The organism is Marivita geojedonensis (assembly GCF_002115805.1).
GTDB lineage: Bacteria > Pseudomonadota > Alphaproteobacteria > Rhodobacterales > Rhodobacteraceae > Marivita > Marivita geojedonensis.
In genome coordinates, this window is the sequence record NZ_JFKC01000012.1 from 47101 (window position 1) to 69470 (window position 22370).

General features: G+C 58.4%; 22 protein-coding genes. 8 read left to right on the plus strand and 14 right to left on the minus strand.

Annotation, left to right across the window (positions count from 1 at the left end):
* Positions 1 to 138: 138 nt before the first annotated feature.
* The 3 genes from MGEO_RS12720 to hslO are packed head-to-tail and all read right to left on the minus strand — an operon-like array spanning position 139 to position 2859.
* Positions 139 to 1284 (minus strand): CCA tRNA nucleotidyltransferase, encoded by a 1146-nt coding sequence (locus tag MGEO_RS12720; RefSeq protein WP_085638238.1) that lies wholly within the window; start codon positions 1282 to 1284, stop codon positions 139 to 141.
* Positions 1281 to 1877: a CoA pyrophosphatase gene (locus MGEO_RS12725; RefSeq protein ID WP_233139890.1), complete on the minus strand. Its 597-nt coding sequence runs from the start codon at positions 1875 to 1877 to the stop codon at positions 1281 to 1283. The genes MGEO_RS12720 and MGEO_RS12725 overlap by 4 nt, the downstream gene beginning before the upstream one ends.
* Entirely contained in the window at positions 1870 to 2859 is a 990-nt protein-coding gene (gene hslO, locus MGEO_RS12730) for an Hsp33 family molecular chaperone HslO (RefSeq protein ID WP_085638245.1), read from the minus strand. Before hslO ends, MGEO_RS12725 begins: the two co-directional genes overlap by 8 nt.
* Positions 2860 to 2945: 86 nt before the next feature.
* Between hslO and MGEO_RS12735 the strand changes: the two genes are divergently transcribed.
* Complete coding sequence (locus MGEO_RS12735; protein ID WP_085638248.1) at positions 2946 to 3410, plus strand: NUDIX domain-containing protein; 465 nt, start codon at positions 2946 to 2948, stop codon at positions 3408 to 3410.
* On the opposite strand, the gene MGEO_RS12740 is transcribed toward MGEO_RS12735, so the two are convergent.
* Positions 3378 to 4643, minus strand: coding sequence for a PP2C family protein-serine/threonine phosphatase (locus MGEO_RS12740; protein ID WP_085638251.1), 1266 nt, complete (start codon positions 4641 to 4643; stop codon positions 3378 to 3380). The genes MGEO_RS12735 and MGEO_RS12740 overlap by 33 nt on opposite strands.
* Before the next feature lie 152 nt (positions 4644 to 4795).
* On the opposite strand from MGEO_RS12740, the gene MGEO_RS12745 reads away from it, so the two are divergent.
* On the plus strand, positions 4796 to 5128 hold the full coding sequence (locus MGEO_RS12745) for an Hpt domain-containing protein (RefSeq protein ID WP_085638254.1): 333 nt from the start codon (positions 4796 to 4798) through the stop codon (positions 5126 to 5128).
* Here the strand turns inward: MGEO_RS12745 and MGEO_RS12750 are convergent.
* From MGEO_RS12750 to MGEO_RS12760, 3 genes are read right to left on the minus strand one after another with little or no spacing between them, the layout of a single operon-like run.
* The gene (locus MGEO_RS12750; protein WP_085638257.1) at positions 5125 to 5937 is read right to left on the minus strand and encodes an SDR family NAD(P)-dependent oxidoreductase; all 813 of its coding nucleotides are present in this window, start codon (positions 5935 to 5937) and stop codon (positions 5125 to 5127) included. The two genes, MGEO_RS12745 and MGEO_RS12750, sit on opposite strands and share 4 nt — an antisense overlap.
* Positions 5937 to 7163 carry a threonine ammonia-lyase IlvA gene (gene ilvA / locus MGEO_RS12755; protein ID WP_085638260.1) on the minus strand — a complete coding sequence of 409 codons (1227 nt, stop codon included), beginning with the start codon at positions 7161 to 7163 and terminating at the stop codon, positions 5937 to 5939. Before ilvA ends, MGEO_RS12750 begins: the two co-directional genes overlap by 1 nt.
* A 38-nt stretch (positions 7164 to 7201) precedes the next feature.
* Positions 7202 to 7954 (minus strand): hypothetical protein, encoded by a 753-nt coding sequence (locus MGEO_RS12760; RefSeq protein WP_085638397.1) that lies wholly within the window; start codon positions 7952 to 7954, stop codon positions 7202 to 7204.
* 102 nt (positions 7955 to 8056) lie between these two features.
* On the opposite strand from MGEO_RS12760, the gene MGEO_RS12765 reads away from it, so the two are divergent.
* A complete protein-coding gene (locus MGEO_RS12765) occupies positions 8057 to 9280 on the plus strand; it encodes an argininosuccinate synthase (RefSeq protein ID WP_085638263.1) in 1224 nt (407 codons plus the stop codon).
* 52 nt (positions 9281 to 9332) lie between these two features.
* Here the strand turns inward: MGEO_RS12765 and MGEO_RS12770 are convergent, their stop codons facing one another.
* The gene (locus MGEO_RS12770) at positions 9333 to 9746 is read right to left on the minus strand and encodes a DUF7282 domain-containing protein (RefSeq protein ID WP_085638266.1); all 414 of its coding nucleotides are present in this window, start codon (positions 9744 to 9746) and stop codon (positions 9333 to 9335) included.
* Positions 9747 to 9840: 94 nt separating this feature from the next.
* On the minus strand, positions 9841 to 10560 hold the full coding sequence (locus MGEO_RS12775) for a sulfotransferase-like domain-containing protein (protein ID WP_085638268.1): 720 nt from the start codon (positions 10558 to 10560) through the stop codon (positions 9841 to 9843).
* Positions 10561 to 10713: 153 nt separating this feature from the next.
* Between MGEO_RS12775 and msrA the strand changes: the two genes are divergently transcribed.
* The gene (gene msrA, locus MGEO_RS12780; RefSeq protein ID WP_085638400.1) at positions 10714 to 11376 is read left to right on the plus strand and encodes a peptide-methionine (S)-S-oxide reductase MsrA; all 663 of its coding nucleotides are present in this window, start codon (positions 10714 to 10716) and stop codon (positions 11374 to 11376) included.
* Here msrA and MGEO_RS12785 read toward each other — a convergent pair.
* Positions 11373 to 12248, minus strand: a complete 876-nt coding sequence (locus MGEO_RS12785; protein ID WP_085638271.1) for a ribokinase — start codon at positions 12246 to 12248, stop codon at positions 11373 to 11375. The genes msrA and MGEO_RS12785 overlap by 4 nt on opposite strands.
* Before the next feature lie 3 nt (positions 12249 to 12251).
* Positions 12252 to 14507, minus strand: coding sequence for an NADP-dependent malic enzyme (locus tag MGEO_RS12790; protein ID WP_085638274.1), 2256 nt, complete (start codon positions 14505 to 14507; stop codon positions 12252 to 12254).
* 115 nt (positions 14508 to 14622) lie between these two features.
* On the opposite strand from MGEO_RS12790, the gene mutS reads away from it, so the two are divergent.
* The gene (gene mutS, locus MGEO_RS12795) at positions 14623 to 17250 is read left to right on the plus strand and encodes a DNA mismatch repair protein MutS (protein ID WP_085638277.1); all 2628 of its coding nucleotides are present in this window, start codon (positions 14623 to 14625) and stop codon (positions 17248 to 17250) included.
* Position 17251: 1 nt separating this feature from the next.
* Here mutS and MGEO_RS12800 read toward each other — a convergent pair whose 3' ends face one another.
* A complete protein-coding gene (locus MGEO_RS12800) occupies positions 17252 to 17818 on the minus strand; it encodes a nucleotide exchange factor GrpE (protein WP_085638280.1) in 567 nt (188 codons plus the stop codon).
* A 4-nt stretch (positions 17819 to 17822) separates the two neighbouring features.
* Complete coding sequence (gene hrcA, locus MGEO_RS12805) at positions 17823 to 18893, minus strand: heat-inducible transcriptional repressor HrcA (protein ID WP_106299195.1); 1071 nt, start codon at positions 18891 to 18893, stop codon at positions 17823 to 17825.
* Positions 18894 to 18999: 106 nt separating this feature from the next.
* Here hrcA and rph point away from each other — a divergent pair, with 106 nt between their 5' ends.
* From rph to hemW, 3 genes are read left to right on the plus strand one after another with little or no spacing between them, the layout of a single operon-like run.
* A complete protein-coding gene (rph, locus tag MGEO_RS12810) occupies positions 19000 to 19713 on the plus strand; it encodes a ribonuclease PH (RefSeq protein ID WP_085638285.1) in 714 nt (237 codons plus the stop codon).
* Complete coding sequence (gene rdgB, locus MGEO_RS12815) at positions 19710 to 20321, plus strand: RdgB/HAM1 family non-canonical purine NTP pyrophosphatase (protein WP_085638288.1); 612 nt, start codon at positions 19710 to 19712, stop codon at positions 20319 to 20321. The genes rph and rdgB overlap by 4 nt, the downstream gene beginning before the upstream one ends.
* Positions 20314 to 21459 carry a radical SAM family heme chaperone HemW gene (hemW, locus tag MGEO_RS12820; protein WP_233139899.1) on the plus strand — a complete coding sequence of 382 codons (1146 nt, stop codon included), beginning with the start codon at positions 20314 to 20316 and terminating at the stop codon, positions 21457 to 21459. The genes rdgB and hemW overlap by 8 nt, the downstream gene beginning before the upstream one ends.
* Here hemW and MGEO_RS12825 read toward each other — a convergent pair whose 3' ends face one another.
* Positions 21460 to 22365 carry a ParB/RepB/Spo0J family partition protein gene (locus MGEO_RS12825; RefSeq protein WP_085638293.1) on the minus strand — a complete coding sequence of 302 codons (906 nt, stop codon included), beginning with the start codon at positions 22363 to 22365 and terminating at the stop codon, positions 21460 to 21462. It lies immediately after the preceding gene.
* Between the last annotated feature and the right edge of the window lie 5 nt (positions 22366 to 22370).

Here is a 22370-nt window from a genome sequence, read left to right on the forward strand (position 1 = left end):
AACGGTCTCCTGGCAAATTCAACGGCCGGACAGCAACGGGCACAGATGCCCCCAGCCCGGAACGAAAGGTAAAGCAATGTTCGGTATTGTCCGTATGACACCGCAACCCTAGCGCGGGTTTCTGTCAGAGGAAACCCGTCACTCAAGAAGGTCGGATTTCCCGAGTTGGAACTCCGACGCAATCCAGCGATCTTCGAGAGCGCGCAGCTTTTTTCCAAGCGCAACCCCTGAATAGGCTGGCATGAGGTCTCCGGGCTTAACGGGAAAGCTCGCCAGCGCCCCGGTCTTGGCCGCATCCAGAGAGCCCGGATCAAGCGGGCTCTCGAACATCGCGGCCCGCAAGAGAAGCACATCGCACGCAATGTCAGCGTTGTATCGGTAGCCAAGCTCTTTTGGACCTTCGTTCGATGAAATCAGTCTCTGATACTGCTCGATCCGGCGTTGCGCCTTCTTCGACAGTCGCAGCGCTGTGCCATCAAACACGCCCAGCGCAGCCAGACGCCGCAGTGGATCGGCAGCCATGGATGCGCATTTCTCGAGGTGCACCAACGGGGCCAACGCCGTGTGAGAGGCACCAGACAGGACAAGCTGAAGAACGCCGGTCTGTGCCATAGACGCGATCGCTGGCGCCGGATCCGGTGCCGACAACAACTTCATGAGCTCCGCCCCCACACGTTCGCGGGACAGGCCGGAGAGTCCATCCAGCTTGTCGGCTATGGCGGCCAAGGCCTCGGCGTCAAAGCCGTATTCCGGGTCTCCATACCAAGCGGCAAAACGAAAAAACCGAAGGATTCGCAAATAATCCTCGGTGATCCGGTCATGCGCGTCGCCGATAAAACGGACACGCCGTGCCTCGAGGTCGGGCAATCCTCCCAGCGGGTCAATTACCGTGCCGTCCGCAGTGGCATAAAGCGCGTTCATCGTGAAGTCGCGACGTGCTGCATCTTCGGCAAGGTCGGTCGAAAAACGGACGATGGCGTACCGCCCATCTGTCTCCGTATCCGCCCGAAAAGTCGTGACCTCATAACCCGTGCCGTCGCAGACAATCGTAATGGTTCCATGGTCGATGCCGGTGGGGACGGATTTCAATCCTGCGGCTTTTGCCAGCTCCTGAACAGTCTCCGGGGTGGCATCCGTTGAAATGTCCACATCCGTAACCGGAACCCCCATAAGCGCATTCCGAACGCATCCGCCGACAGCATAGGCAACATGGCCCTCGACTGTCAGCGCAGCGAACACTGCCTGAGTGCCGTCGGAGTCCAGCCAGTCACCCGAAACCTTCATACGCTCTCCATCCTCTGAGCCAGACCACGCAGGATACGCGCGGTGGCACCCCAGATGTAATACGGGCCAAAGGGAACGGTGTAGTAATGCCGCCGTGTGCCACGCCATCGCCGGGACTGCACAGTAAACAGTGTTGAATCGGTAACATGTGCCAAGGGAACACGGAACGCTTCGGCCACTTCACCGGGCTCCGGAACAATGTCGAATGCGCGGTCAATCCAACCGATCACCGGCGTCACCAAAAAGCCCGTCACCGTTTCATGCGAAGGCAGCGTTCCAAGAACATCTACGGTCTCACGCGGCAGTCCGACCTCTTCCTCCGCTTCACGCAACGCCGCGGCGATCACATCCGCATCGCCCTCATCCTGTTTTCCACCAGGAAAAGCAATCTGGCCGGGATGGTGTTTGAGTCGCGATGACCGCTTGGTCAACAAAACGTCCGTCCTGCCACCTGTTGCGATGACAGGCACAAGAACACCCGCCGGACGAAGTTTGCGTCCGGCGGGCAGAACCACATCAGGGTTCAGGTCAAAGTCGGACGAAGCGCCGCTGTTCTGCAATAACGCGGCCTCGATCCGTTTCCGGTCATTCACCCGACACCTCTTTTGCCTCGAACCCGACCGTCGCGGGATCAAGATCATAGTGCGCTCCGCAGAACTGGCAGTCCGCTGTTACGCGACCCTCGTCGGTGGTCATCTTTTCGATATCCCGCGCGGAATAGATCGAGAGGCTTTGCCGCACCCGATCTTCTGAGCACGTACAGCCAAAACGCACCGGCAGAGCATCAAATACACGCGGGCCTTCTTCGTGGAACAGGCGGAATAACAGGTCTGTCGATGGCAGCGACGGACCAATCAGTTCCATGTCCTCAACCGTCGCGAGATGGAAATTCGCACGGGCCCAGTTCTCGCCTTCATCGTCGTTCAGAAGATCTTCGGCCGCGAGCAATCCGCCTTCACCCGAACCGCCACCCTGAACATGCGGGGACGCCTTGGGCATGTGTTGAATCATGATGCCTCCGGCGCGCCAATGCTGGGCCACACCAGGTTCAGTCGACTGGCCAAAGCTCAGCGAGAATTTGGTGGGCAATTGTTCAGACTGCGCGAAATACGCTTCGGCACAGCTCGACAATGTGTTCCCAGTCAGCGGCGTGATCCCCTGATAGGGCTGCATGCCTTTGCCCTGATCCATCAGGATCGCGAAATACCCTTCTCCGATCTGATCCATCGGAGCACCATCCGTGATCTTCTCACGATCAAAACTGGCATATGCCCGGATGCGCGCGGGTTCACCCTCAGCTTGAGGAGCATAGAAGTCCGTCGCGATCATCCGTACAGCGCCCTTCGACTGAACTTGAAGCGACAGCTTCCAGCGCAGCTTGATCGTCTGTCCGATCAACGCGGTCAGCAGGGCCATTTCAGCCACCAGAGCCTCAACCGACGTCGGGTAGTTGTGCTGCTTGAGGATGCCGCTCAACACACCATCCAAACGGGCCACCCGGCCACGGATGTCCGAACGGTCAAGTTGAAATGGCAGGACGGTGTCGTCCCAGGCGAGTTTCGATCCGAGTGTCATGGAATTTCCTTGCTTGCCGCCCTCCGGCATGTTCGGGACTATATAAGCGAGGAACAGGCAGGTCCAAGGGGCAGAAAGGGTTTGGTATGATGCGCAGGTTTGGCGAACCGCCTGAATCAGGTCGGACGTACACGCTTCGGACAGGGGCATACGCAATTCTGCCTGTCGGTGACGGCCTCCTGCTCACCCATCAGGAGGCGCCGGAGCCGGAAGTGCAATTGCCCGGCGGTGGCGTCGATCCAGGCGAATCGCCGGTACAGGCCCTGATCCGCGAGGTATTCGAGGAAACCGGATGGCGGATCGCCCGCCCCACGCGTCTCGGTGCCTACCGCCGGTTCACTTATATGCCCGAATACGATCTCTGGGCCGAAAAACTTTGCCTGATCTACATGGCCCTTCCGGTCGTTCAGTATGGCGATCCGATTGAACCCGATCACACGGCCCTTTGGATGAGCATCCCAGAGGCTGCCGAAACACTGGCCAATACAGGTGACCGGGACTTCGTCCTGCGTTTTGCGTCACGCAATTCCGTATTCCAGAAGCGCGGCTGATATATCGTCGTCATATTCCTGCCCGGCGCGCGTCTTGCGTTTCAGCCCGCTGTAGAGCGCATCGAGAAAATCCGGGCCCTTGGCCCCTGCCGGAATGGTCTGAATCAGCGCCAGCAGCCCAGCCTCGTCCAGCATGGTCCCGTCAGCAAGCACCGACTCGGTGAATCCGTCGGTGTAAAGCAGAACGCGATCACCTGGATGAAGCCGGATCTCATGGTCCGCATAGGATGCTTCGTCGATCAGACCGATCGGCAACCCCCCCGCACCAAGGAAGTGCGCTTCACCGTTCCGCCTAAGAAGCAGAGGAGGAGGATGACCCGCCTGAACGAAACGTGCGATCCCGGTCCATTCACAGACATGCAGGTAGACCAGCGTCAGGTATTCCGTAACACCTTGCTGCCGAACAACCCGCCTATTCAACCTACCGGCCAACTCGCTTGGCGGAAGAAATGCGTAGCCGCTACCCTTGCGGGCAAGCGCGAGGTTTTCGTCGGGATATTCGGAACTCAGATACCCCGCCACACGCGCCGTCATCATCGCCGACGTAATTCCGTGCCCGGACACATCGAGACTGAACAGGCCGAAATCACCGGACTCCACCCCGAACATCCCGGCGAGATCACCGCCCACATGGCCACAGGACTGCAATAGCAGGCTCACCCGGCTAGAGCCGAAAATCGCGCTGCGGACAGGCATGAGAGATTGCTGCAGGATGCGCGCCTGCTGCAGATCCTTGTCGATCGAGGCGTGAATGCTTTGCAGTTCGGACAGAGTATCGGCAATCATCGCGTTCTTGGAACGCAACTCCTGCTCCATCGACAGGATCCGCGCGCCCGCATTGATCCGCGCGCGAAGCTCATCACCATTAACGGGCTTTGTCAGAAAATCGTCTGCGCCCGATTCAAGCCCCGAAGCCACTGCCGCCTTGTCCGACTTGGATGTCAGCAGAATGAAATACCCGTAAGTCTGACGGGCCGCGGCTCGGAAGGCCGCACAGAAATCCAGACCGCTCATTCCCGGCATCATCCAGTCGGAAATAATGAAATCGGGCTGGAAGCTGGCAGATATCTCCAGACCCTTTTCGCCGCTGTCTGCCTCAGCCACAACAAAGCCCCAACGCCTGAGCATCAGGATGAGGATCCGACGCTGTGCACGGCTGTCATCAACCACGAGAACGCGGCGGAATTGCACCTGCTGCACATCGGGGAACGCAAAACGCGCGTCCTGTAACATAACCGCTTTACCAACCCATGCGTCGGCCCCCAAAGCGGTTTAGAGCCGGACCATTAACAGCCGGTAAATCTGAGAATTCGAATGAAGCAGCGGCAGAGCGTTGCAGATTCTTAATCTTTTGCTGCTACCGATTCCCTCAAATGGAGGATTGCATGATTGACTGGGCGCGCGCGGCCGAATTGCGCAATGAAATCGGCACTGAGGATTTCGATGAAGTGGCAGAACTGTTCCTGATGGAGGTTGAAGATGCGCTTTCGCGTCTCGACGCCGCAAAGCATGAGCCGGAACAGATGCAGGAACTCATGCATTTCCTCAAAGGATCGGCACTCAACCTTGGTTTCTCCGACCTGTCCGACATCTGTTCAGCTGCCGAATCTGACGCGGCTCAGGGATACATCACTGTCGATGTCGCGGCTCTGAAGGAGCTCTACAAACGTTCGCGCGCGTTTTTCGAAACGGAATACACCCTGCGGTTCGCAGCCTAGATGAACCGGTGCAGCGTTGCTGGGTCCGATCCGTCTGTCTGTTCACGTACCCGTGCGCGCAGCCGTTGCATTCCCGAAATCCAACGGTCCGTGTCCGCGGCACGCTGCGCGAAATAGGTATGCGCTTCGGGATGCGGCAGGATCAGGAACCGCCCCTCCTCAACCCCGGTCAACGTCGCTTCGGCCACATCCTGAGGCGAAATCACTCCGTCCGGACGCGGCGTTTCTGGATCGTCATACCCCAGCAAAGGCGTAGCCACGTATAACGGGCAAACGACCGATACCTGAATCCCATCAGCGCCGTGTTCGATGGCCAGAGACTGTGCAAGGCTGACCGCCGCATGTTTGCTGGCGGAATACGCCGCGTCGCCAATCTGCGACAGCACCCCGGCAGCTGAAGCCACATTCACCAGAACACCCGACCCGTGCTCAATCATCCGCGGCAACAGCAGACGGGATGCACGCAGATGCGCCATGACATGCAGATCCCAGCTTGACTGCCAATGCGCATCCGGGCGCGACGTCGGTCCGTCCGCTTCGCCCAGCGCGAATCCTGCATTTGAGAACAGCATATCGACGCGCCCTAGCCTGTCCAGCGCCGTCGACACCATGTCGGCAATCACGCCGGGGTCACGCAGATCACCGTGATGCGCAATGCCTCCGATCTCTTCGGCAATACTCCGGGCAGCAGCATCTGAAAGATCGCTGACCAGGACCCGAGCGCCACGCGCAGCGAGTCCTCGCGCCAAAGCGGCACCGATGCCCTGTCCGGCACCGGTAACAATCGCCGCCGCGCCCGCAAATCGCATCAGATCACGAACTGCGACAGCAGATCGTCGTCGGTAATGTCCTGAAACGTGAAACCCGCTGCGTCCAACTGTGAAAACAGCCGATCGAAATTCGTGGCATGTCCGGTCTCTATCCCGATCAGCACAGACCCATAGTTTCGCGCAGACTTCTTGAGGTATTCAAACCGGGCAATGTCATCCTCAGGACCCAGAAAATTCAGGAAATCCTTGAGTGCGCCGGGGCGCTGCGGCAGTCGAAGAATAAAGTATTTCTTCAAGCCAAGGTATTTCTGTGCCCGCTCCTTGACCTCCGGAAGACGCTCGAAATCGAAATTGCCTCCTGTGGTCACACAGACCACCGTGCGCCCCTTGATGGACTGCCCGAGATCCTGCAACGCATCCACCGAAAGGGCACCGGCGGGTTCAAGGACGATTCCCTCGACATTCAGCATTTCGAGAATCGTCGTACAAAGGCGATCTTCCCTGATCGTCAGGGTGTTGGCCAGGCCGACCCCGTTCAGTCGCGCAAATGTCTTCTGCCCGATCTGACCCACCGCCGCGCCATCGGCGAATGTGTTGACATGTTCAAGTCGCACAGGCTTGCCGGCCTCCAGTGCCGCACGCAGGCACGCGCCACCTGCGGGTTCGACAAATGTGTATTGGCACTCTGTTCCAAGGTAACTCAGCATCCCCGCAGAAAGACCGCCGCCACCAACCGGAATAACAAAGTGATCCGGCATCCGGCCCAATTGTTCGATCACTTCGACCGCCACGCTCGCCTGCCCTTCGATGACGTCTTCATCATCAAAGGGTGACAGGAAGTGCCCGCCGGCCTCAGCGCAGAACGCCTGAGCCGAAGCGAGCGTGTCGTCGAAGTAGTCCCCGGTCAGACGGATCTCGATGCTGTCCCCCCCGAACATTGAGGTTTTCTGGATCTTCTGCTGCGGCGTCGTCACCGGCATGAAGATCACGCCCTGCTTTCCGAAATGCTTGCACATATACGCCACGCCCTGCGCGTGATTGCCCGCGCTGGCGCAAACGAAAAGATCGGCGTCGGGCCTTTTACGCATCGCGTTGAAGGCACCGCGCAGCTTGTAGCTGCGCACGGGCGAAAGGTCTTCCCGCTTCAGATAGATATCGGCGTCATAACGTTCGGACAGATGCGCATTGCGCAAAAGCGGCGTAGGCGGAAACACCTCGCGCATCGCCTTGGTCGCATCGCGCGCGGATTGGGCAAAATCAGTCATACATCCCCCTCGGGGCAATAGCGCATGGGCGCACGCGGTCAGTCAATGGGACGGTTCTCGACGAAATGCCCGTAAAGCGTGGTGAGCACCGAGATACCGATGATCGTAGCGAACCAGTTCACCACCAGCGAATAAACGATGTTGATCACCGAACCGGGGTCATCGTTGAACCAGGAAGGCAACTGAACAACGATGCTTGCGCCAACAACGATCAGGGCAAGCGTCAGAATTGTTCCGCTCTGCCCCTTGGTCGCATCCCAGGCGTCTCCAAGCGTCAGCTTCTCGCCCAATGCCGCTGCGGGCAGCATGATACCCAGGCGAAAGAACAGATACGCGGCCAGACCGATCAGGATCAGCGACATGATTCCGGCAAGAGGCGGCAGACCGATAGAGATAATTCCAACGGGAATGGACACCACGATCACACCCAGAACGACCAGCAAACCGATCATGATGGACCGGCCAAGATATCCCATGATGGCAGAACCGTGAAACCGCGGCACCCAGCCGACCGCACTCTCTCCGGTCAGGGCAAAGCGATGCCACGCAACAGCGATCCAAAGACTCGCTATAACCGCAAGAAGTCCGAGAAGAATCGTGGGAACGATAACCTCAGGCGACATCACCGGCACCTGCGTGCCTTCGAAATCCATCATCTCGGGCGGATTGAGAAACGAATACACCGTGTACGCGCTTTGCACGAGATACAGCACCAGTGACAGGCGCAGCGCCTGATCCAGATTGGCCATCACCAGATTGAACGAATGTCGGAAAATCTGCCAACCCTTCATCTCACCCACGCTCCTGTCTTGCCTACCCTGTTCCAAGGCCACTTCTTGCCCCTGCTCTGAAAAACAAGTAATCGCCCGGGCAAACCCGTTAAAGGAAAACCCATGTCTGCGCCCAAAAAAGTTGTGCTGGCCTATTCTGGTGGCCTTGATACCTCGATCATTCTGAAATGGCTGCAAACGGAGTATGGTTGCGAAGTCGTGACCTTCACCGCCGATCTGGGCCAGGGCGAAGAGCTGGAACCGGCACGCGAAAAAGCAGTCATGCTCGGCATCAAGCCGGAAAACATCTACATCGAAGACATCCGTGAAGAATTCGTACGCGATTTCGTCTTCCCGATGTTCCGCGCCAATGCTCTTTACGAAGGTCTGTATCTGCTCGGTACGTCCATCGCGCGTCCTCTGATCTCCAAGCGCCTCGTCGAAATCGCTGCCGAAACCGGTGCCGATGCTGTGTCCCACGGCGCGACGGGCAAGGGCAACGATCAGGTGCGCTTCGAACTCGCGGCCTATGCGCTCAACCCCGATATCAAGGTGATCGCACCGTGGCGCGAATGGGATCTCAGCTCGCGCACCAAACTGCTCGACTTTGCAGAAAAGAACCAAATCCCGATCGCCAAGGACAAGCGCGGTGAAGCGCCGTTTTCGGTCGATGCGAACCTGCTGCACACCTCCTCAGAGGGCAAAGTGCTGGAAGACCCGGCGCAGGAAGCACCCGATTACGTCTACCAGCGCACCGTCCACCCCGAGGATGCGCCGGACACCCCCGAAATGGTCGAGATCACCTTTGAAAAGGGCGATGCCGTAGCCATCAACGGCGAGGCGATGTCACCCGCCACGATCCTCACCAAGCTGAATGAACTTGGCGGCAAACACGGCGTTGGCCGTCTGGACCTCGTGGAAAACCGTTTCGTCGGAATGAAGTCGCGCGGTATCTACGAAACGCCCGGCGGCACTGTTCTGCTTGAGGCGCATCGCGGGATCGAACAGATCACGTTGGATTCAGGTGCGGGTCACCTGAAAGATTCGATCATGCCGCGCTATGCGGAACTGATCTACAACGGCTTCTGGTATTCACCCGAGCGGGAGATGCTTCAGGCCCTTATCGACAAAAGCCAGGAACACGTCACCGGCACAGTTCGTGTGAAGCTCTACAAAGGGTCGGTCAATACGGTTGCCCGCTGGTCCGATCACTCGCTGTATTCAGAAGCGCATGTCACCTTTGAGGAAGACGCAGGCGCGTACGATCAGAAAGACGCGCAGGGCTTCATCCAGCTCAATGCGCTGCGTCTCAAACTGCTCGCCGCACGGAACCGTCGCCTGAAATAATACAATCTCTAAACAGGCAGAAAGGCCCGCCAATCGGCGGGCCTTTTTCTTTTTAATTCGCGGAAATCACGGTCATAACCAGCGCGTCGTCCACGCGGATTGGGCCGTCTTCCTTGGCGCCCAGCGTGTATTCAAAAACACCGGTCGACATTCCGCCGTCCTCCCCATGCACCATAAGCATGAGCATCTCCCCGGAACCCACATTCTCCTGAAGGATAGCTGTCACATTCGCATTCTCACCTTCCTTGATTGGCGCATACCCAATCACCGGGCCGGGCTTCATCTCGGAATCGGTGCGATGCACAACCAGCCAACCATTTGCCGGCGCCACTACGGTTGCGGCGGTGACGGTGCCTCCGGACATATCCTGATCCATCGCATCGACAGCCGGGGGCATTGCATGCCCTGCAGCCATTGCCGCAGATGCGGACAGTGCAAAAACCAAGGTTGAAAGAGCATTTTTCATTTTCGGTCTCCTGTTTGAAAGCAGGGCTTCCCCCTGCTGGCCCAAACAGACACGGACGCGCATCGACTTTGGTTTCACGACGTCGGAAAAAAACCTACGGGAGGAGTTTTTCAGCCTGCAACTTTCTGTACGCAGGCATCGTCCGTTCGACCAGATCCGCAAGTTCGCCAGCCAACTCAGGAAGCGGTCCTTCAGGGCCGGCAAATCCGGTACTCGTGTGGACCGATCCATACCAATGCGGCGCCCACGCCCCGTCATAGGGTTTTGGACCTGCCGGCCATCGAAGCATCGCCGGATCAAAATCCAACCGAATGGCGTCACACAATTTCTGTAACATTCCCTGCGGATTCTCCCGGATATCCGCACTGTCGACAACGACCGGCTTCTGACCCAAAGACACCACATGATCGAACAGATCGGCCTGCGCATCAAAGCCGATATCCTCTGCGGTCAACTCGGGATACCCTTTGGCAAAACTCGCAACCACCCGCGCCGGATGCCGGATCAAGAACACGTTCACGCACTCCGCCATGAAGTCCCGCGGTATGCCTTCGATCATGTGCTGGCACATATGCTTGTGATAGACGTTCGGCTTGCCATCCTTGATTGATCCAATCAGAGACTGTTCCACCTCAAAAGCGTCTTCCGGCCGGCTTGCAAGGATCTGCTCGCGCATCGGGTGATCAAGCCCTGTCAGACGCAGATAGGGTCCGTAAAACGGCTCATCGACAACTTCGAAATCGGCGCGTTGCGCGAATGCGTACATCATCGCCGTCGACAGGTTGCGCGGTCCCGACCACATGGCAACTCTCATGTCCGGCTCTCCTTGATGTATGCCGGCACGGTAGCGTCTGCCGTTTTGCAGGCAAGCGGTAACTCGATCTCACCTTCTGGTGAGACGGACGTTTCGAATTTGCGCCACTCGACTGTTTCGGAACAGGATGATCCCAAAGCCGAGGAGACCACCATGAAACTGCTTCGCCGCGCGCGCCCTGCCCTGCTTTTCCTCTCGATCCTCGCGGGGACGTTTATCAACGCCGCCCGGGCTGAGGCAGGCGAAACCCGCGAGATCATTGTCGCGGGAGGGTGCTTCTGGTGTGTCGAAGCGGATTTTGAGCGTGTGCGCGGCGTCAAGGATGCTGTTTCCGGTTACACTGGCGGTACCGTGGCAAATCCGACTTACAAGCAAGTAACACGTGGCGGCACTGGTCATTATGAGGCGGTAAAGATCAGCTATGACAGCGCGGTGATCGACCGATCCCAGCTTTATAATCTGTTCTTCCGCTCCATTGATCCAACCGATGCAGGCGGACAGTTCTGTGACCGCGGTCAGAGCTATGCAACCGCGATATTCGTCACCAATGCTGCGGAACGTGCCGATGCAGAAGCCGCGAAGGCCGCCGCACAAGCCGAACTCGGGCAAAGAATCGTGACCCCGATCCTGGACGCCAAACCTTTCTATACTGCGGAGGGGTACCATCAGGATTACTTCAAAGGCACAAATCGCGTACTGACCCGCTTTGGCGCGATTTCGCAGAAAGACGCCTACAAGCGCTACCGCAAAGGCTGTGGTCGCGATGCTCGTATCAAAGAGCTTTGGGGCGCCGATGCGCCATTTGTCGCGAATTAACCCAGCCGGGCGTCCTGCACATCCTTGAGGTCAGGGATGACATCTGCTGTGCCATGACGGGTCACCATGATCGCCCCGGCCTGCTGACCAAGCGAAATGGCCTGTTCCATCGGCAGTCCACGGTCCAGACCGGCCACCAGATATCCCGTGAAAGTATCGCCAGCACCCGTTGTATCGACAGGCGTAACTGGGATCGCGGGAAAGGTCCGATCCGTTCCGTCGTCCGTATTGATCCAGCGGCACCCGTCACCGCCGAGTGTCACAATCACATCCCTGACCGGGAGATCCGTCAACGCGATCCCCGTCGCCTTGGTCAATTGCTCGGCCTCAACCGCGTTCATGACCAGCATATCCAGCATGGGCAGTACGGCCTCAACAGCGGATGCGTCAAAGGGCGCGGCCGCATACACAACGCGCAGTCCGCGCGCCGAAGCCAGTCGGGCACTTTCTACCTGACATGACGTCTCGTTCTGGAAAAGAAACGTGTCCGCGTCGGTTGCTTCACCGAGGGCCGCCGAAATATGTGTCTCTGTTAAGGCCCGATTTGCCCCTGGGTACAGAACAATCGCGTTCTCGCCATGATCGTCGACCATAATGATGGCGTGTCCCGTGGGTACGTCGATTTCGAGGATGTGACGCGTATCGACGCCGTATTCCAGAAGCCGATCCACCGCCCAGCGCCCATCTGGCCCAACCGCCCCGATATGAACAACCCGCACGGCAGCACGGGCAACAGCGACCGACATGTTCGCGCCCTTGCCGCCAAGCCCGCGGCTGTGTTCGGTCGAGGCCAGTGTCTCTCCCGGCGCCAATAGATGGGGAACCTGATAAAACAGGTCCGCATTGATTGAGCCGAGATTGAAAACCGTCATGTCTTACCGCCCTTTGCAGGCCGCCAAAACCGCCATGTTGAGGATGTCCTGCGCTGTCATCGAGGTCGAACAGATCTGAATCGACTTGTCCACACCGGCAAGGATCGGCCCGATCACCGTCGCCCCGGCCATTTCCTGCATCAATTTGACCGAAATCGACGCAGAGTGGCGCGCCGGCACAACCAGAATATTCGCGGGTCCGGTCAACCGCTGGAACGGGTAGAACTTCTGCGCATTGCGGTTCAGCGCCACATCGACGGTCATTTCGCCTTCGTACTCGAAATTGACTCCGCGCCGATCGAGAACACGCGGCGCGATATGCATCTTTTCCGCCCGCTCCGAAACGGGGTAGCCAAAGGTCGAGAACGACACAAACGCCACGCGTGGCTCAAGCCCCATCAGCCGAGCAACCTCAGCGGCCCGCTCCGCGATGTTCGCCAGGTCCTCCTCATCCGGCCATTCATGAACCAGCGTATCCGCGATCAGGACAATACGTCCCTTGACCAAAAGCGCCGTCACACCTGCCGCCCCATGTGACGCATCCGCATCGAACACATGGTTGATCAGTTCCATCACATGCGCCGATTTGCGTGTCGCGCCTGTGACAAGTGCGTCGCCATGCCCCTGTTGGAGCATCAGCGCGCTGAAAACGTGACGGTCCCGCGCCGCAAGGCGGTGGATATCCTGGTGGTCGTAACCTTTGCGCTGCAAACGGCCGTAAAGCACGTCCTTGTAACGCTGAAGGTGTTGGGTATTGGCCGCGTTGACGACTTCGATCTCGCGCACCGCATCACCCAGACCAGCCTCTTCCAGCTTGGTCTTCACATCGGCCTCGCGCCCGACAATCAGTGCTTTGCCGAAACCCGACCGCTGATACATCACTGCTGCGCGCAACACGCGAGGGTCGTCCCCCTCGGCAAAAATCATCCGCGCCTGTGCTGACCGCGCCCGCGCGTTGATCCCGCGCAGGATACTGGCCGTCGGGTCCATTCTTGATTTCAGCGACTCTTCGTAGGCATCCAGATCAATGATCGGCCGCCGTGCAGCGCCTGTGTCCATGCCCGCCTTCGCCACAGCAGGCGGAATGCGGTGAATCAGTCTCGGATCGAAGGGCGTCGGGATAATGTAATCCCGCCCGAAACTCAGGCTTTTTCCGTATGCCAGAGCCACCTCGTCCGGCACATCCTCGCGCGCCAGTTCAGCCAGCGCCTCGGCACAAGCTATCTTCATTTCGTCATTGATTGCCCGCGCGTGAATGTCGAGCGCCCCCCGGAACAGGTATGGGAAGCCCAGAACGTTGTTCACCTGGTTCGGATAATCGCTGCGTCCGGTTGCGACAATGGCATCCATCCGCACTTCATGCGCCTCTTCCGGTGTGATCTCGGGGTCCGGGTTCGCCATCGCGAAAATCACCGGGTTGTCCGCCATCGACCGCACCATGTCCTGCGTCACGGCTCCTTTGACACTCACCCCAAGGAAAACGTCCGCACCGACCATCGCCTCTTCCAGCGTGCGCGCGTCGGTCTTGACCGCATGCGCAGATTTCCACTGGTTCATGCCCTCGGTCCGACCCTGATAGATCACACCCTTGGTGTCCGCGACGATGCAGTTCTCGTGACGCGCACCCATCCGCTTGAGCAGTTCGATGCAGGCAATACCGGCGGCACCAGCACCGTTGAGAACGATCTTCACATCCTCGATCTTCTTGCCCGAGATATGCAGCGCGTTCAGCAAACCCGCCGCACAGATCACCGCCGTGCCGTGCTGGTCATCGTGAAAGACCGGGATAGCCATCTCTTCCTTGAGACGCTGCTCGATGATGAAACACTCCGGCGCCTTGATGTCCTCAAGGTTGATCCCGCCAAAGGTCGGCCCCATCAGACGCACCGCCTTACAGAACTCATCGGGGTCTTCGGTATCCAACTCGATGTCGATGGAATTCACATCCGCAAACCGTTTGAAGAGGACGGACTTCCCTTCCATCACCGGCTTCGATCCCAGCGCACCCAGATTGCCCAGACCCAGAACCGCCGTCCCGTTCGAAATAACCGCAACGAGGTTGCCCTTGTTGGTGTAGTCGTAGGCCAGACCGGGGTCTTTCGCGATGTCTTCGCACGGAACGGCGACGCCCGGGGAATAGGCCAACGACAGATCACGCTGCGTGGTCATCGGGACGGTGGCCTGCACCTCCCATTTGCCAGGGGTCGGTTCAAGATGGAAGGCAAGCGCTTCTTCGCGGGTGTATTTCGGGTTGGACATGCGTCAGAGGCCTCATACGTCAAAATCGGGTTTTCCACCCGGGTCGGTCGCCTTAATGTCACGCCAAAGCACCAAGGGGAAGCTTGTGAACGCGAATAAATCACCCGTCACACCCATGATGGCGCAATATCTGGAAATAAAATCCCAGTATGCGGATGCTTTATTGTTCTATCGCATGGGCGATTTTTACGAATTGTTCTTCGACGACGCTGCTGCTGCAGCCGAAGCGTTGGACATCGCGCTCACCAAACGCGGCAAACACGACGGGGACGACATCCCGATGTGCGGCGTTCCGGTACATGCCGCCGAAGGCTATCTGCTGACGCTCATCCGCAAGGGGTTTCGCGTCGCAGTCTGCGAACAGATGGAAAGCCCGGCAGAGGCGAAAAAGCGCGGGTCCAAGTCTGTCGTTAAACGCGACGTGGTGCGTCTGGTCACGCCCGGTACGCTGACCGAGGAAACGCTGCTGGAAGCGCGGCGGCACAACTTTTTGGCCGCTTTGGCCTGTGTCAGAGACGATTGGGCACTTGCGTGGACCGACATTTCAACCGGCGCGCTGCACGTGCTGCCCCTGTCGCTGGCCCGCGTCGGTCCGGAATTGGCACAGCTCTTGCCGTCAGAGATCCTTATGGCCGAAGGTACGGACGACGCTCTGTCCGGTGTCCTTGATGATCTGGGGCTCGAGCCGACAATCCTTGGCAAATCCACCTTCGACTCGACCGGTGCCACCGCCCGTCTGACCCAACAGTTCGGCGTGTCGTCCCTGGATGCCTTTGGTCACTTCTCGCGTCCCGAGCTGTCGGCATTGGGCGCGCTGATCGAATATCTCGATCTCACGCAGAAAGGACGCCTGCCCCTGTTGCGGCCGCCGCAGCAGGAAAAGCTGGGCAATTCGATGCAGATCGACGCGGCAACACGGCGCAACCTCGAGCTGACCCATTCGCTGCAAGGTGGGCGTGCCGGTTCCTTGCTGTCCGTGATCGACCGAACCGCAACGGCCGGTGGTGCCCGGCTCTTGGAGCGGCGTGTCTCCACGCCCTCGCGCGACCTGACCGTGATCCGTAATCGTCAGGATGCGATCACCTGGGCCATTTCCGATCCGATGACCGCCCGTCAGGTCCGCGACGTCCTCAAACGCGTGCCCGATGTGGACCGCGCCTTGTCCCGGCTTGGCCTTGATCGCGGCGGGCCGCGTGATATGGCGGCAATCCGCAACGCATTGGCGCAAGCCGAGGCGATTTCGGCTGTGTTAGAGACACATGATCTCCCCGAAATCCTGCGCAGCGCCGTATCCTCCTGCACCGGCCACGCCGAGCTTGCCGCCCTTCTGGACGACGCGCTTGTTGCAGAACCGCCGCTGCTTGCACGTGACGGTGGGTTCATCGCACCCGGCTATGACGACGGCCTGGACGAAGCGCGAAAACTGCGTGACGAAGGGCGCGGCGTGATCGCGGGGCTTCAGGCGCAGTATTCCGAGATGACCGGCGTGTCCTCACTCAAGATCAAGCACAACAATGTGCTGGGCTACTTCATCGAGACCACGTCGACCCATGCTCAAAAGATGATGGCCCCGCCACTGAATGAGACCTTCATCCATCGCCAGACAACGGCGAACCAAATCAGGTTCACCACTGTCGAACTGTCCGAACTCGAGAGGCGGATTCTGAACGCGGGCGGTGAGGCGATTGAGATCGAAAAGCGGCTCTATGCCACCTTAAGTCGCGCAATTCTTGACCATCAGGCAGCACTCAACGCATTGGCCAGCGGATTGGCCGAACTCGATCTCGCAACCGCGCTGGCCGACCTTGCGACCGATCTGGATTGGTGCCGGCCAATCGTTGACGACAGCCGTGCCTTTGACATCGAAGGCGGGCGTCACCCCGTTGTCGAACGCTCACTCAAGGCGCAAGGCGGTACCGGATTTGTGGCCAACGACTGTAGCCTCTCAGCAGAGGACGACAAAGCCGCGATCACGCTTCTGACCGGCCCGAACATGGCCGGTAAATCGACATTCCTTCGGCAGAACGCCCTGATCGCCCTGCTGGCGCAGATTGGGTCTTACGTTCCCGCAAAGTCCGCACATATCGGAGTGGTCAGCCAGATCTTCAGCCGCGTCGGTGCATCAGACGATCTTGCGCGTGGACGGTCAACCTTCATGGTGGAAATGGTCGAAACCGCCGCGATCCTGAACCAGGCAGACGACCGCGCGCTGGTGATCCTTGACGAAATCGGACGCGGCACCGCCACCTATGACGGCCTCTCTATCGCCTGGGCGACGTTGGAACACCTGCAATCCGTCAACAAGGTTCGCGCGCTCTTTGCGACGCATTATCACGAGATGACCACACTCGCGAACACGCTCGACGGTGTGAAAAACGCCACGGTGGCTGTGCGGGAGTGGGATGGAGAGGTGATTTTTCTGCACGAAGTCCGCGATGGCGCGGCGGATCGATCCTACGGTGTTCAAGTGGCTCAGCTCGCCGGTCTTCCACCCGCAGTCATCACGCGGGCACGATCTGTTCTGGACGCATTGGAGAAAGGCGAACGCGAGAACACGTCACCGAAAGCCCTGATTGACGACCTCCCGCTCTTCTCAGCGGTCGCCAATGCGCCGCAACCAGTCAAACCAGCCGCTGAAAGCAAAATCGAGGCGCAGATCAAAGATCTGCACCCCGATGAAATGACTCCGATAGAGGCACTTCAGGCTCTGTATAACCTGAAAGCGCTTCTTCAGGACGACTAGTTCACGATTTCGGCATTGAGCTGACGCCGACCTGCGCCGGGCGCAGCAGACGATCGAACAGCATGAATCCTTCCGCCGAAACCTGAATGATCTCACCTGCTGTGGTGCCAGGCACCGGAGCTTCGAACATCGCTTCATGTTTCTGGGGGTCGAACTTGTCTCCGACTTCGGGCTTGATCGCCTGAACACCGTGTTTCGAAAACACGTTCAGCAGTTCGCGCATGGTGAGCTCAACACCTTCAATCAGCGCCTTTGAGGATTCGCGCTGTTCTTCCGGGATCGCAGCCAATGCGCGCTGCAGGTTGTCGTAGACCGGCAGCAGATCCCGCGCCAAACGCGATCCACCATATTGCTGTGCCTCACGACGATCCTTATCGGACCGCTTGCGTGCGTTTTCGGCATCGGCCAGCGCACGCATGAATTTGTCTTTCAGATCATCCCGCTCTGCGCGCAGAGCGTCGATTTCAGCTTCCTCGTTGCTGATCTCTTCCTCCAACGCTTCGTTTTCCTCTGCCTCAGCCTCGGCCAGGCTGTCGAGAAAATCCTTTGTGTGATCCGTTTCCGCCATCTCGTTACCCTTGGTTGCGGTCGCCGAGGAGTTTCCCGACGAGCTGCGCGGTGTAGTCTACAATCGGCACGATCCGTCCATAGTTGAGCCGTGTCGGGCCAATGACCCCCACCGCACCGATAATTTTACGATCAGCGTTCATATATGGAGACACCACCAAAGAGGAACCCGAAAGTGAGAAAAGTTTGTTCTCAGAGCCGATAAAAATGCGCACACCGTCGCCCTGCTCGGTCAGTTCGAGAAATTCGGCAATGTCACGCTTCCGCTCAAGGTCGTCGAACAGCTCTCTGATCCGGTCAAGTTCGCCTGCGTGGGCATCCTCAGCAAGAAGGTTCGACCGCCCACGGACAATCAACCGACCAGAGGTGTCGGCCTGATCATCCCAGATGGCCAATCCCTGCTCGACCAGTGTCGCGGCCAGAGCATCAAGCTCCTGTCGCTTTCGGGCGATGTCGTCCTTGATCGTGCGGCGCAGGTCGGCAAGGGTTTTGCCTTCTACCAACGCGTTGAGGAAGTTTGCGGCTTCCCGCATGGAGCTTGGCGTCTGGCCGGGTGGTGGCGTGAACAGACGGTTCTCGACATGTCCATCTGCAAACACCAGTACGACCAGAGCCTGATCTCCGGCAACCGGAACGAATTCGATATGTTTGATCGCCGCTTCGTGCTTTGGAGTAAGAACAAGCGATGCACCTTGAGTGACCCCGGACAGGGCTGAACCGACCCGGTCGAGAATCGTTGCAACGTCCTGACTGTTGCTTGTCACCGTTGCATCGATTTTCTGACGATCGTCCTGATCGAGGTCGCGGACCTCAAGCAAACCATCGACAAACATCCGCAACCCGAGCTGTGTCGGCACACGCCCGGCGCTGATGTGTGGACTGTCGAGCAATCCGAGGAACTCCAGATCCTGCATCACGTTCCGGATGGTCGCAGCAGATACCTTTTCATCAAGCGTCCGGGTCAGTGTTCGTGAGCCTACTGGTTCACCGCTCAGGAGGTACCCTTCGACCACCTTGCGGAACACCTCCCGCGAGCGGTCGTTCAGTTCATCCAGAAGTTTCGATCCGTTATCCAATCGCACACCTCGTTTCGCTGGTGACGGCCCCCTGCCGGACAGACTATTTGGTTGCGGAACCAGAAAGCCTGCCTGTATCCGTACACGGCAATCAAAGGGAATGACCATGCGACCGTCAGGACGGAAATTAAGCGAAATGCGCGCGGTTTCAATCGAAACCGGGATCAGCAAGCACGCAGAGGGATCTTGTATGATCCGCATGGGCGACACCCATGTTCTCTGCACGGCAACCATCGAAGACCGTGTACCGCCCTTCATCAAGGGGTCAGGCCTGGGCTGGGTAACAGCCGAATACGGAATGCTCCCGCGGTCTACGACAAGCCGCATGCGCCGCGAAAGCTCGGCTGGCAAACAGCAGGGCCGCACCGTCGAAATCCAGCGGCTTATCGGCCGCAGCCTGCGCGCTGGTGTTGATCGTGTTGCCTTGGGCGAACGCCAGATCACCGTTGACTGCGATGTGATTCAAGCTGACGGCGGAACACGCTGCGCATCAATCACCGGTGGCTGGGTCGCACTTCGCCTTGCGGTCAACAAGCTGATGAAGGCCGGGAATGTGATCAGCGATCCGTTGATTTCGCCGGTCGCAGCGGTCAGCTGCGGGATTTACGCCGGGCAACCCGTGCTCGACCTCGATTACCCCGAGGATTCCGAAGCCGGTGTTGATGGAAACTTCATCATGCGGGGTGACGGCCAGTTGATCGAAATTCAGATGTCTGCCGAGGGCGCAACGTTCTCGCGCGATCAGATGGCTCATCTGCTTGATCTGGCCGATTCCGGCGTTCAGGAACTCGTCGAACTTCAACTGAAGGCCGCCGAATGACACGCAGGTTCGAGGGTGACAGGCTGTTGGTCGCCACTCACAACACCGGGAAACTCGAAGAAATTGCCGATCTCCTAAGGGATTTCGGCGTTTCGGTCGTGGGCGCCGCCGAGATGAACCTTCCCGAGCCAGTCGAGGACGGTACGACATTCGTTGAAAATGCGCGGATCAAGGCGCATGCGGCGGCCAAAGCCACTGGCCTTCCCGCATTGTCTGACGACAGTGGTCTTGAGATCGATGCGTTGGGGGGCGCGCCCGGTGTCTATACAGCGGATTGGGCGGAAACAGAGACTGGTCGTGACTTCATCATGGCAATGGAAAAAGCACACAAGGCGCTTCTGGACTCCGGTGTTCAGCCACCATGGACCGGCCGTTTCTGCTGTACCTTGGTGCTCGCATGGCCGGATGGACATGACGAGGTTTTCCCCGGAACCATGAGCGGTCAGATCGTCTGGCCCATGCGCGGTGATCAGGGCCATGGATACGATCCGGTGTTCCAACCCGACGGGTATGACATCACATTCGGTGAGATGGACCGCTGGGAAAAGAACCGGATCAGCCATCGCGCTGCCGCCTTCCGCAAGTTTGTGGCGGGGTGTTTTGACTGAGCTCTGGCAGGATCGCGGCTTTGGTCTTTATGTCCACTGGCCGTTTTGCGCCGCAAAGTGCCCTTACTGCGATTTCAACAGCCATGTGCGCGCTTCGATCGATCAGTCGGCGTGGGCGCAGGCGCTGACGAAGGAAATCCGGCGAACCGGGGCTCAAACGGGTCCGCGTGTTCTAACCTCGGTCTTTTTTGGGGGCGGTACACCCAGCCTGATGGAGCCCGAGACTGTCGGTGCCGTTCTAGCCGCCGCACGAGACGTGTGGTCGTTTTCGAACGACATCGAAATTACGCTTGAGGCCAACCCGACCTCCGTTGAGGCGTATCGCTTCGAGGGTTACGCAAAGCTGGGGGTAAACCGGGTTTCCCTGGGGGTTCAGGCTCTGAATAACCCCGATTTACAGAAACTTGGCCGCCTGCACAGTGTGTCCGAAGCGCAGTCCGCCTTTTCCACCGCGCGGCAATTCTTTGAACGCGTGAGCTTTGATCTCATCTACGCCCGACAGAATCAAACTCTTGATAGCTGGCGATCCGAGCTGAATACGGCACTGGAGTTGGCCGTGGACCATCTATCCCTCTATCAATTAACCATCGAAGAAGGCACCGCGTTCTGGGATCGCGCGCAGCGTGGGCTGTTGCGGGGATTGCCGACCGATGATCTTGGTGCGGATCTCTACGAGCTGACCCAGGAATTGTGCAGTCAGGCGGGGTTTACCGCGTACGAAGTATCCAACCACGCAAGGCCAGGCGCGGAATCCAAACACAATCTGCTGTATTGGCGCGGGGGCGACTATGCAGGCGTTGGACCCGGCGCCCACGGCAGATTGACGCTCAACGGACAGCGGCTGGCGACAGAGTGCTGGAAAAACCCCGAAGCGTGGTTGGCTGGTGTTGAGTCCGGCACAGGTGTAAGATCAACAGAGCCTTTATCACCACAAGATGTGGCGGACGAACGCCTTATCATGGGTTTGCGCCTTAGCGAAGGTCTATATCTGGATGACGTTTCCGAGATTCTTGACTGGGCAAAGCTGGAACAGCTGCACAGTGAAAGTTTGATTTGGCGTGATGAAAAACGTTTCGGGGCAACCCAGCAAGGCCGCCCCGTTCTCAATTATCTGATTTCTCAGCTCGCTAAAGGCTGATCAACGTCCAGCGCTCAGGACCATGCACAGGGCGTCGAGATCTTCCAGCGTATCGTAGTTGATTGACACGGATCCGGATTCCTTGCCCGCATTGTGGTTTATCGACACCTTCATACCCAAAGCAGCAGAGAGATCGGCCTCGAGCGCCTTCGTGTCCGCATCTTTTGACGATGAAGACACCTCGCCAGACGTTTTCGGCTTGGATGCTTTTTCGGGGTTAAGCGCCTCGCGGACCAAACGTTCAGCCTCTCGGACGGAGAGCCCGCGCCGAACAATGTCTCCGGCCAAAAGAACAGGATCTGGTGCGGTAACAAGTGCGCGGGCGTGCCCGGCCGACAGTTTACCATCCGTTACTGCCTGTTTCACAACTTCCGGCAAAGTCAGCAAACGCAGAAGGTTTGCGATATGGCTGCGGCTTTTTCCGAGCGCCTGCGCGAGCTTCTCTTGGGTATGACCGAAACGGGTCATCAACTGTTCATAACCAGCCGCTTCTTCGATCGGATTCAGGTCGGCCCGTTGAATATTCTCGATAATCGCGATTTCGAGAACGTCTTCATCTGAAAATTCGCGAACAACAACCGGAACCTCGTGAACGCCAGCCGCCTGGGCCGCACGCCAACGACGTTCTCCTGCGACGATCTCGTAGCTGTCTTCAGACCCCGCATGTTTCCGAACGATCAGCGGCTGGATGATGCCTTTACTCTTGATCGAGCGCTTCAGTTCTTCCAGTGCATCCTGATCGAAACTTCTACGGGGCTGATCCGGGTTTGGAATCAGTTTTTCTATCGGCAATGTGCGCGCTGCCCGCGCCGGCGTTGCGTCTGTGGTTGCTTCCGGTTCGATATCGGCCATCAAAGCCGACAGACCCCGCCCCAATCCCCGGCGCTGCTCTTTTTTTTCGGCCATACCGC

Coding starts and splice junctions, on each gene's coding strand:
- msrA (WP_085638400.1), top strand. CDS start 10,714: ATGAAACTGCTTCGCCGCGCGCGCCCTGCCCTGCTTTTCCTCTCGATC.
- ilvA (WP_085638260.1), bottom strand. CDS start 7,163: ATGACTGATTTTGCCCAATCCGCGCGCGATGCGACCAAGGCGATGCGC.
- MGEO_RS12765 (WP_085638263.1), top strand. CDS start 8,057: ATGTCTGCGCCCAAAAAAGTTGTGCTGGCCTATTCTGGTGGCCTTGAT.
- MGEO_RS12790 (WP_085638274.1), bottom strand. CDS start 14,507: ATGTCCAACCCGAAATACACCCGCGAAGAAGCGCTTGCCTTCCATCTT.
- hslO (WP_085638245.1), bottom strand. CDS start 2,859: ATGACACTCGGATCGAAACTCGCCTGGGACGACACCGTCCTGCCATTT.
- rph (WP_085638285.1), top strand. CDS start 19,000: ATGCGACCGTCAGGACGGAAATTAAGCGAAATGCGCGCGGTTTCAATC.
- MGEO_RS12800 (WP_085638280.1), bottom strand. CDS start 17,818: ATGGCGGAAACGGATCACACAAAGGATTTTCTCGACAGCCTGGCCGAG.
- mutS (WP_085638277.1), top strand. CDS start 14,623: ATGATGGCGCAATATCTGGAAATAAAATCCCAGTATGCGGATGCTTTA.
- MGEO_RS12760 (WP_085638397.1), bottom strand. CDS start 7,954: ATGAAGGGTTGGCAGATTTTCCGACATTCGTTCAATCTGGTGATGGCC.
- MGEO_RS12775 (WP_085638268.1), bottom strand. CDS start 10,560: ATGAGAGTTGCCATGTGGTCGGGACCGCGCAACCTGTCGACGGCGATG.
- MGEO_RS12740 (WP_085638251.1), bottom strand. CDS start 4,643: ATGTTACAGGACGCGCGTTTTGCGTTCCCCGATGTGCAGCAGGTGCAA.
- MGEO_RS12770 (WP_085638266.1), bottom strand. CDS start 9,746: ATGAAAAATGCTCTTTCAACCTTGGTTTTTGCACTGTCCGCATCTGCG.
- MGEO_RS12750 (WP_085638257.1), bottom strand. CDS start 5,937: ATGCGATTTGCGGGCGCGGCGGCGATTGTTACCGGTGCCGGACAGGGC.
- rdgB (WP_085638288.1), top strand. CDS start 19,710: ATGACACGCAGGTTCGAGGGTGACAGGCTGTTGGTCGCCACTCACAAC.
- MGEO_RS12825 (WP_085638293.1), bottom strand. CDS start 22,365: ATGGCCGAAAAAAAAGAGCAGCGCCGGGGATTGGGGCGGGGTCTGTCG.
- MGEO_RS12735 (WP_085638248.1), top strand. CDS start 2,946: ATGATGCGCAGGTTTGGCGAACCGCCTGAATCAGGTCGGACGTACACG.
- MGEO_RS12720 (WP_085638238.1), bottom strand. CDS start 1,284: ATGAAGGTTTCGGGTGACTGGCTGGACTCCGACGGCACTCAGGCAGTG.
- MGEO_RS12785 (WP_085638271.1), bottom strand. CDS start 12,248: ATGACGGTTTTCAATCTCGGCTCAATCAATGCGGACCTGTTTTATCAG.
- MGEO_RS12745 (WP_085638254.1), top strand. CDS start 4,796: ATGATTGACTGGGCGCGCGCGGCCGAATTGCGCAATGAAATCGGCACT.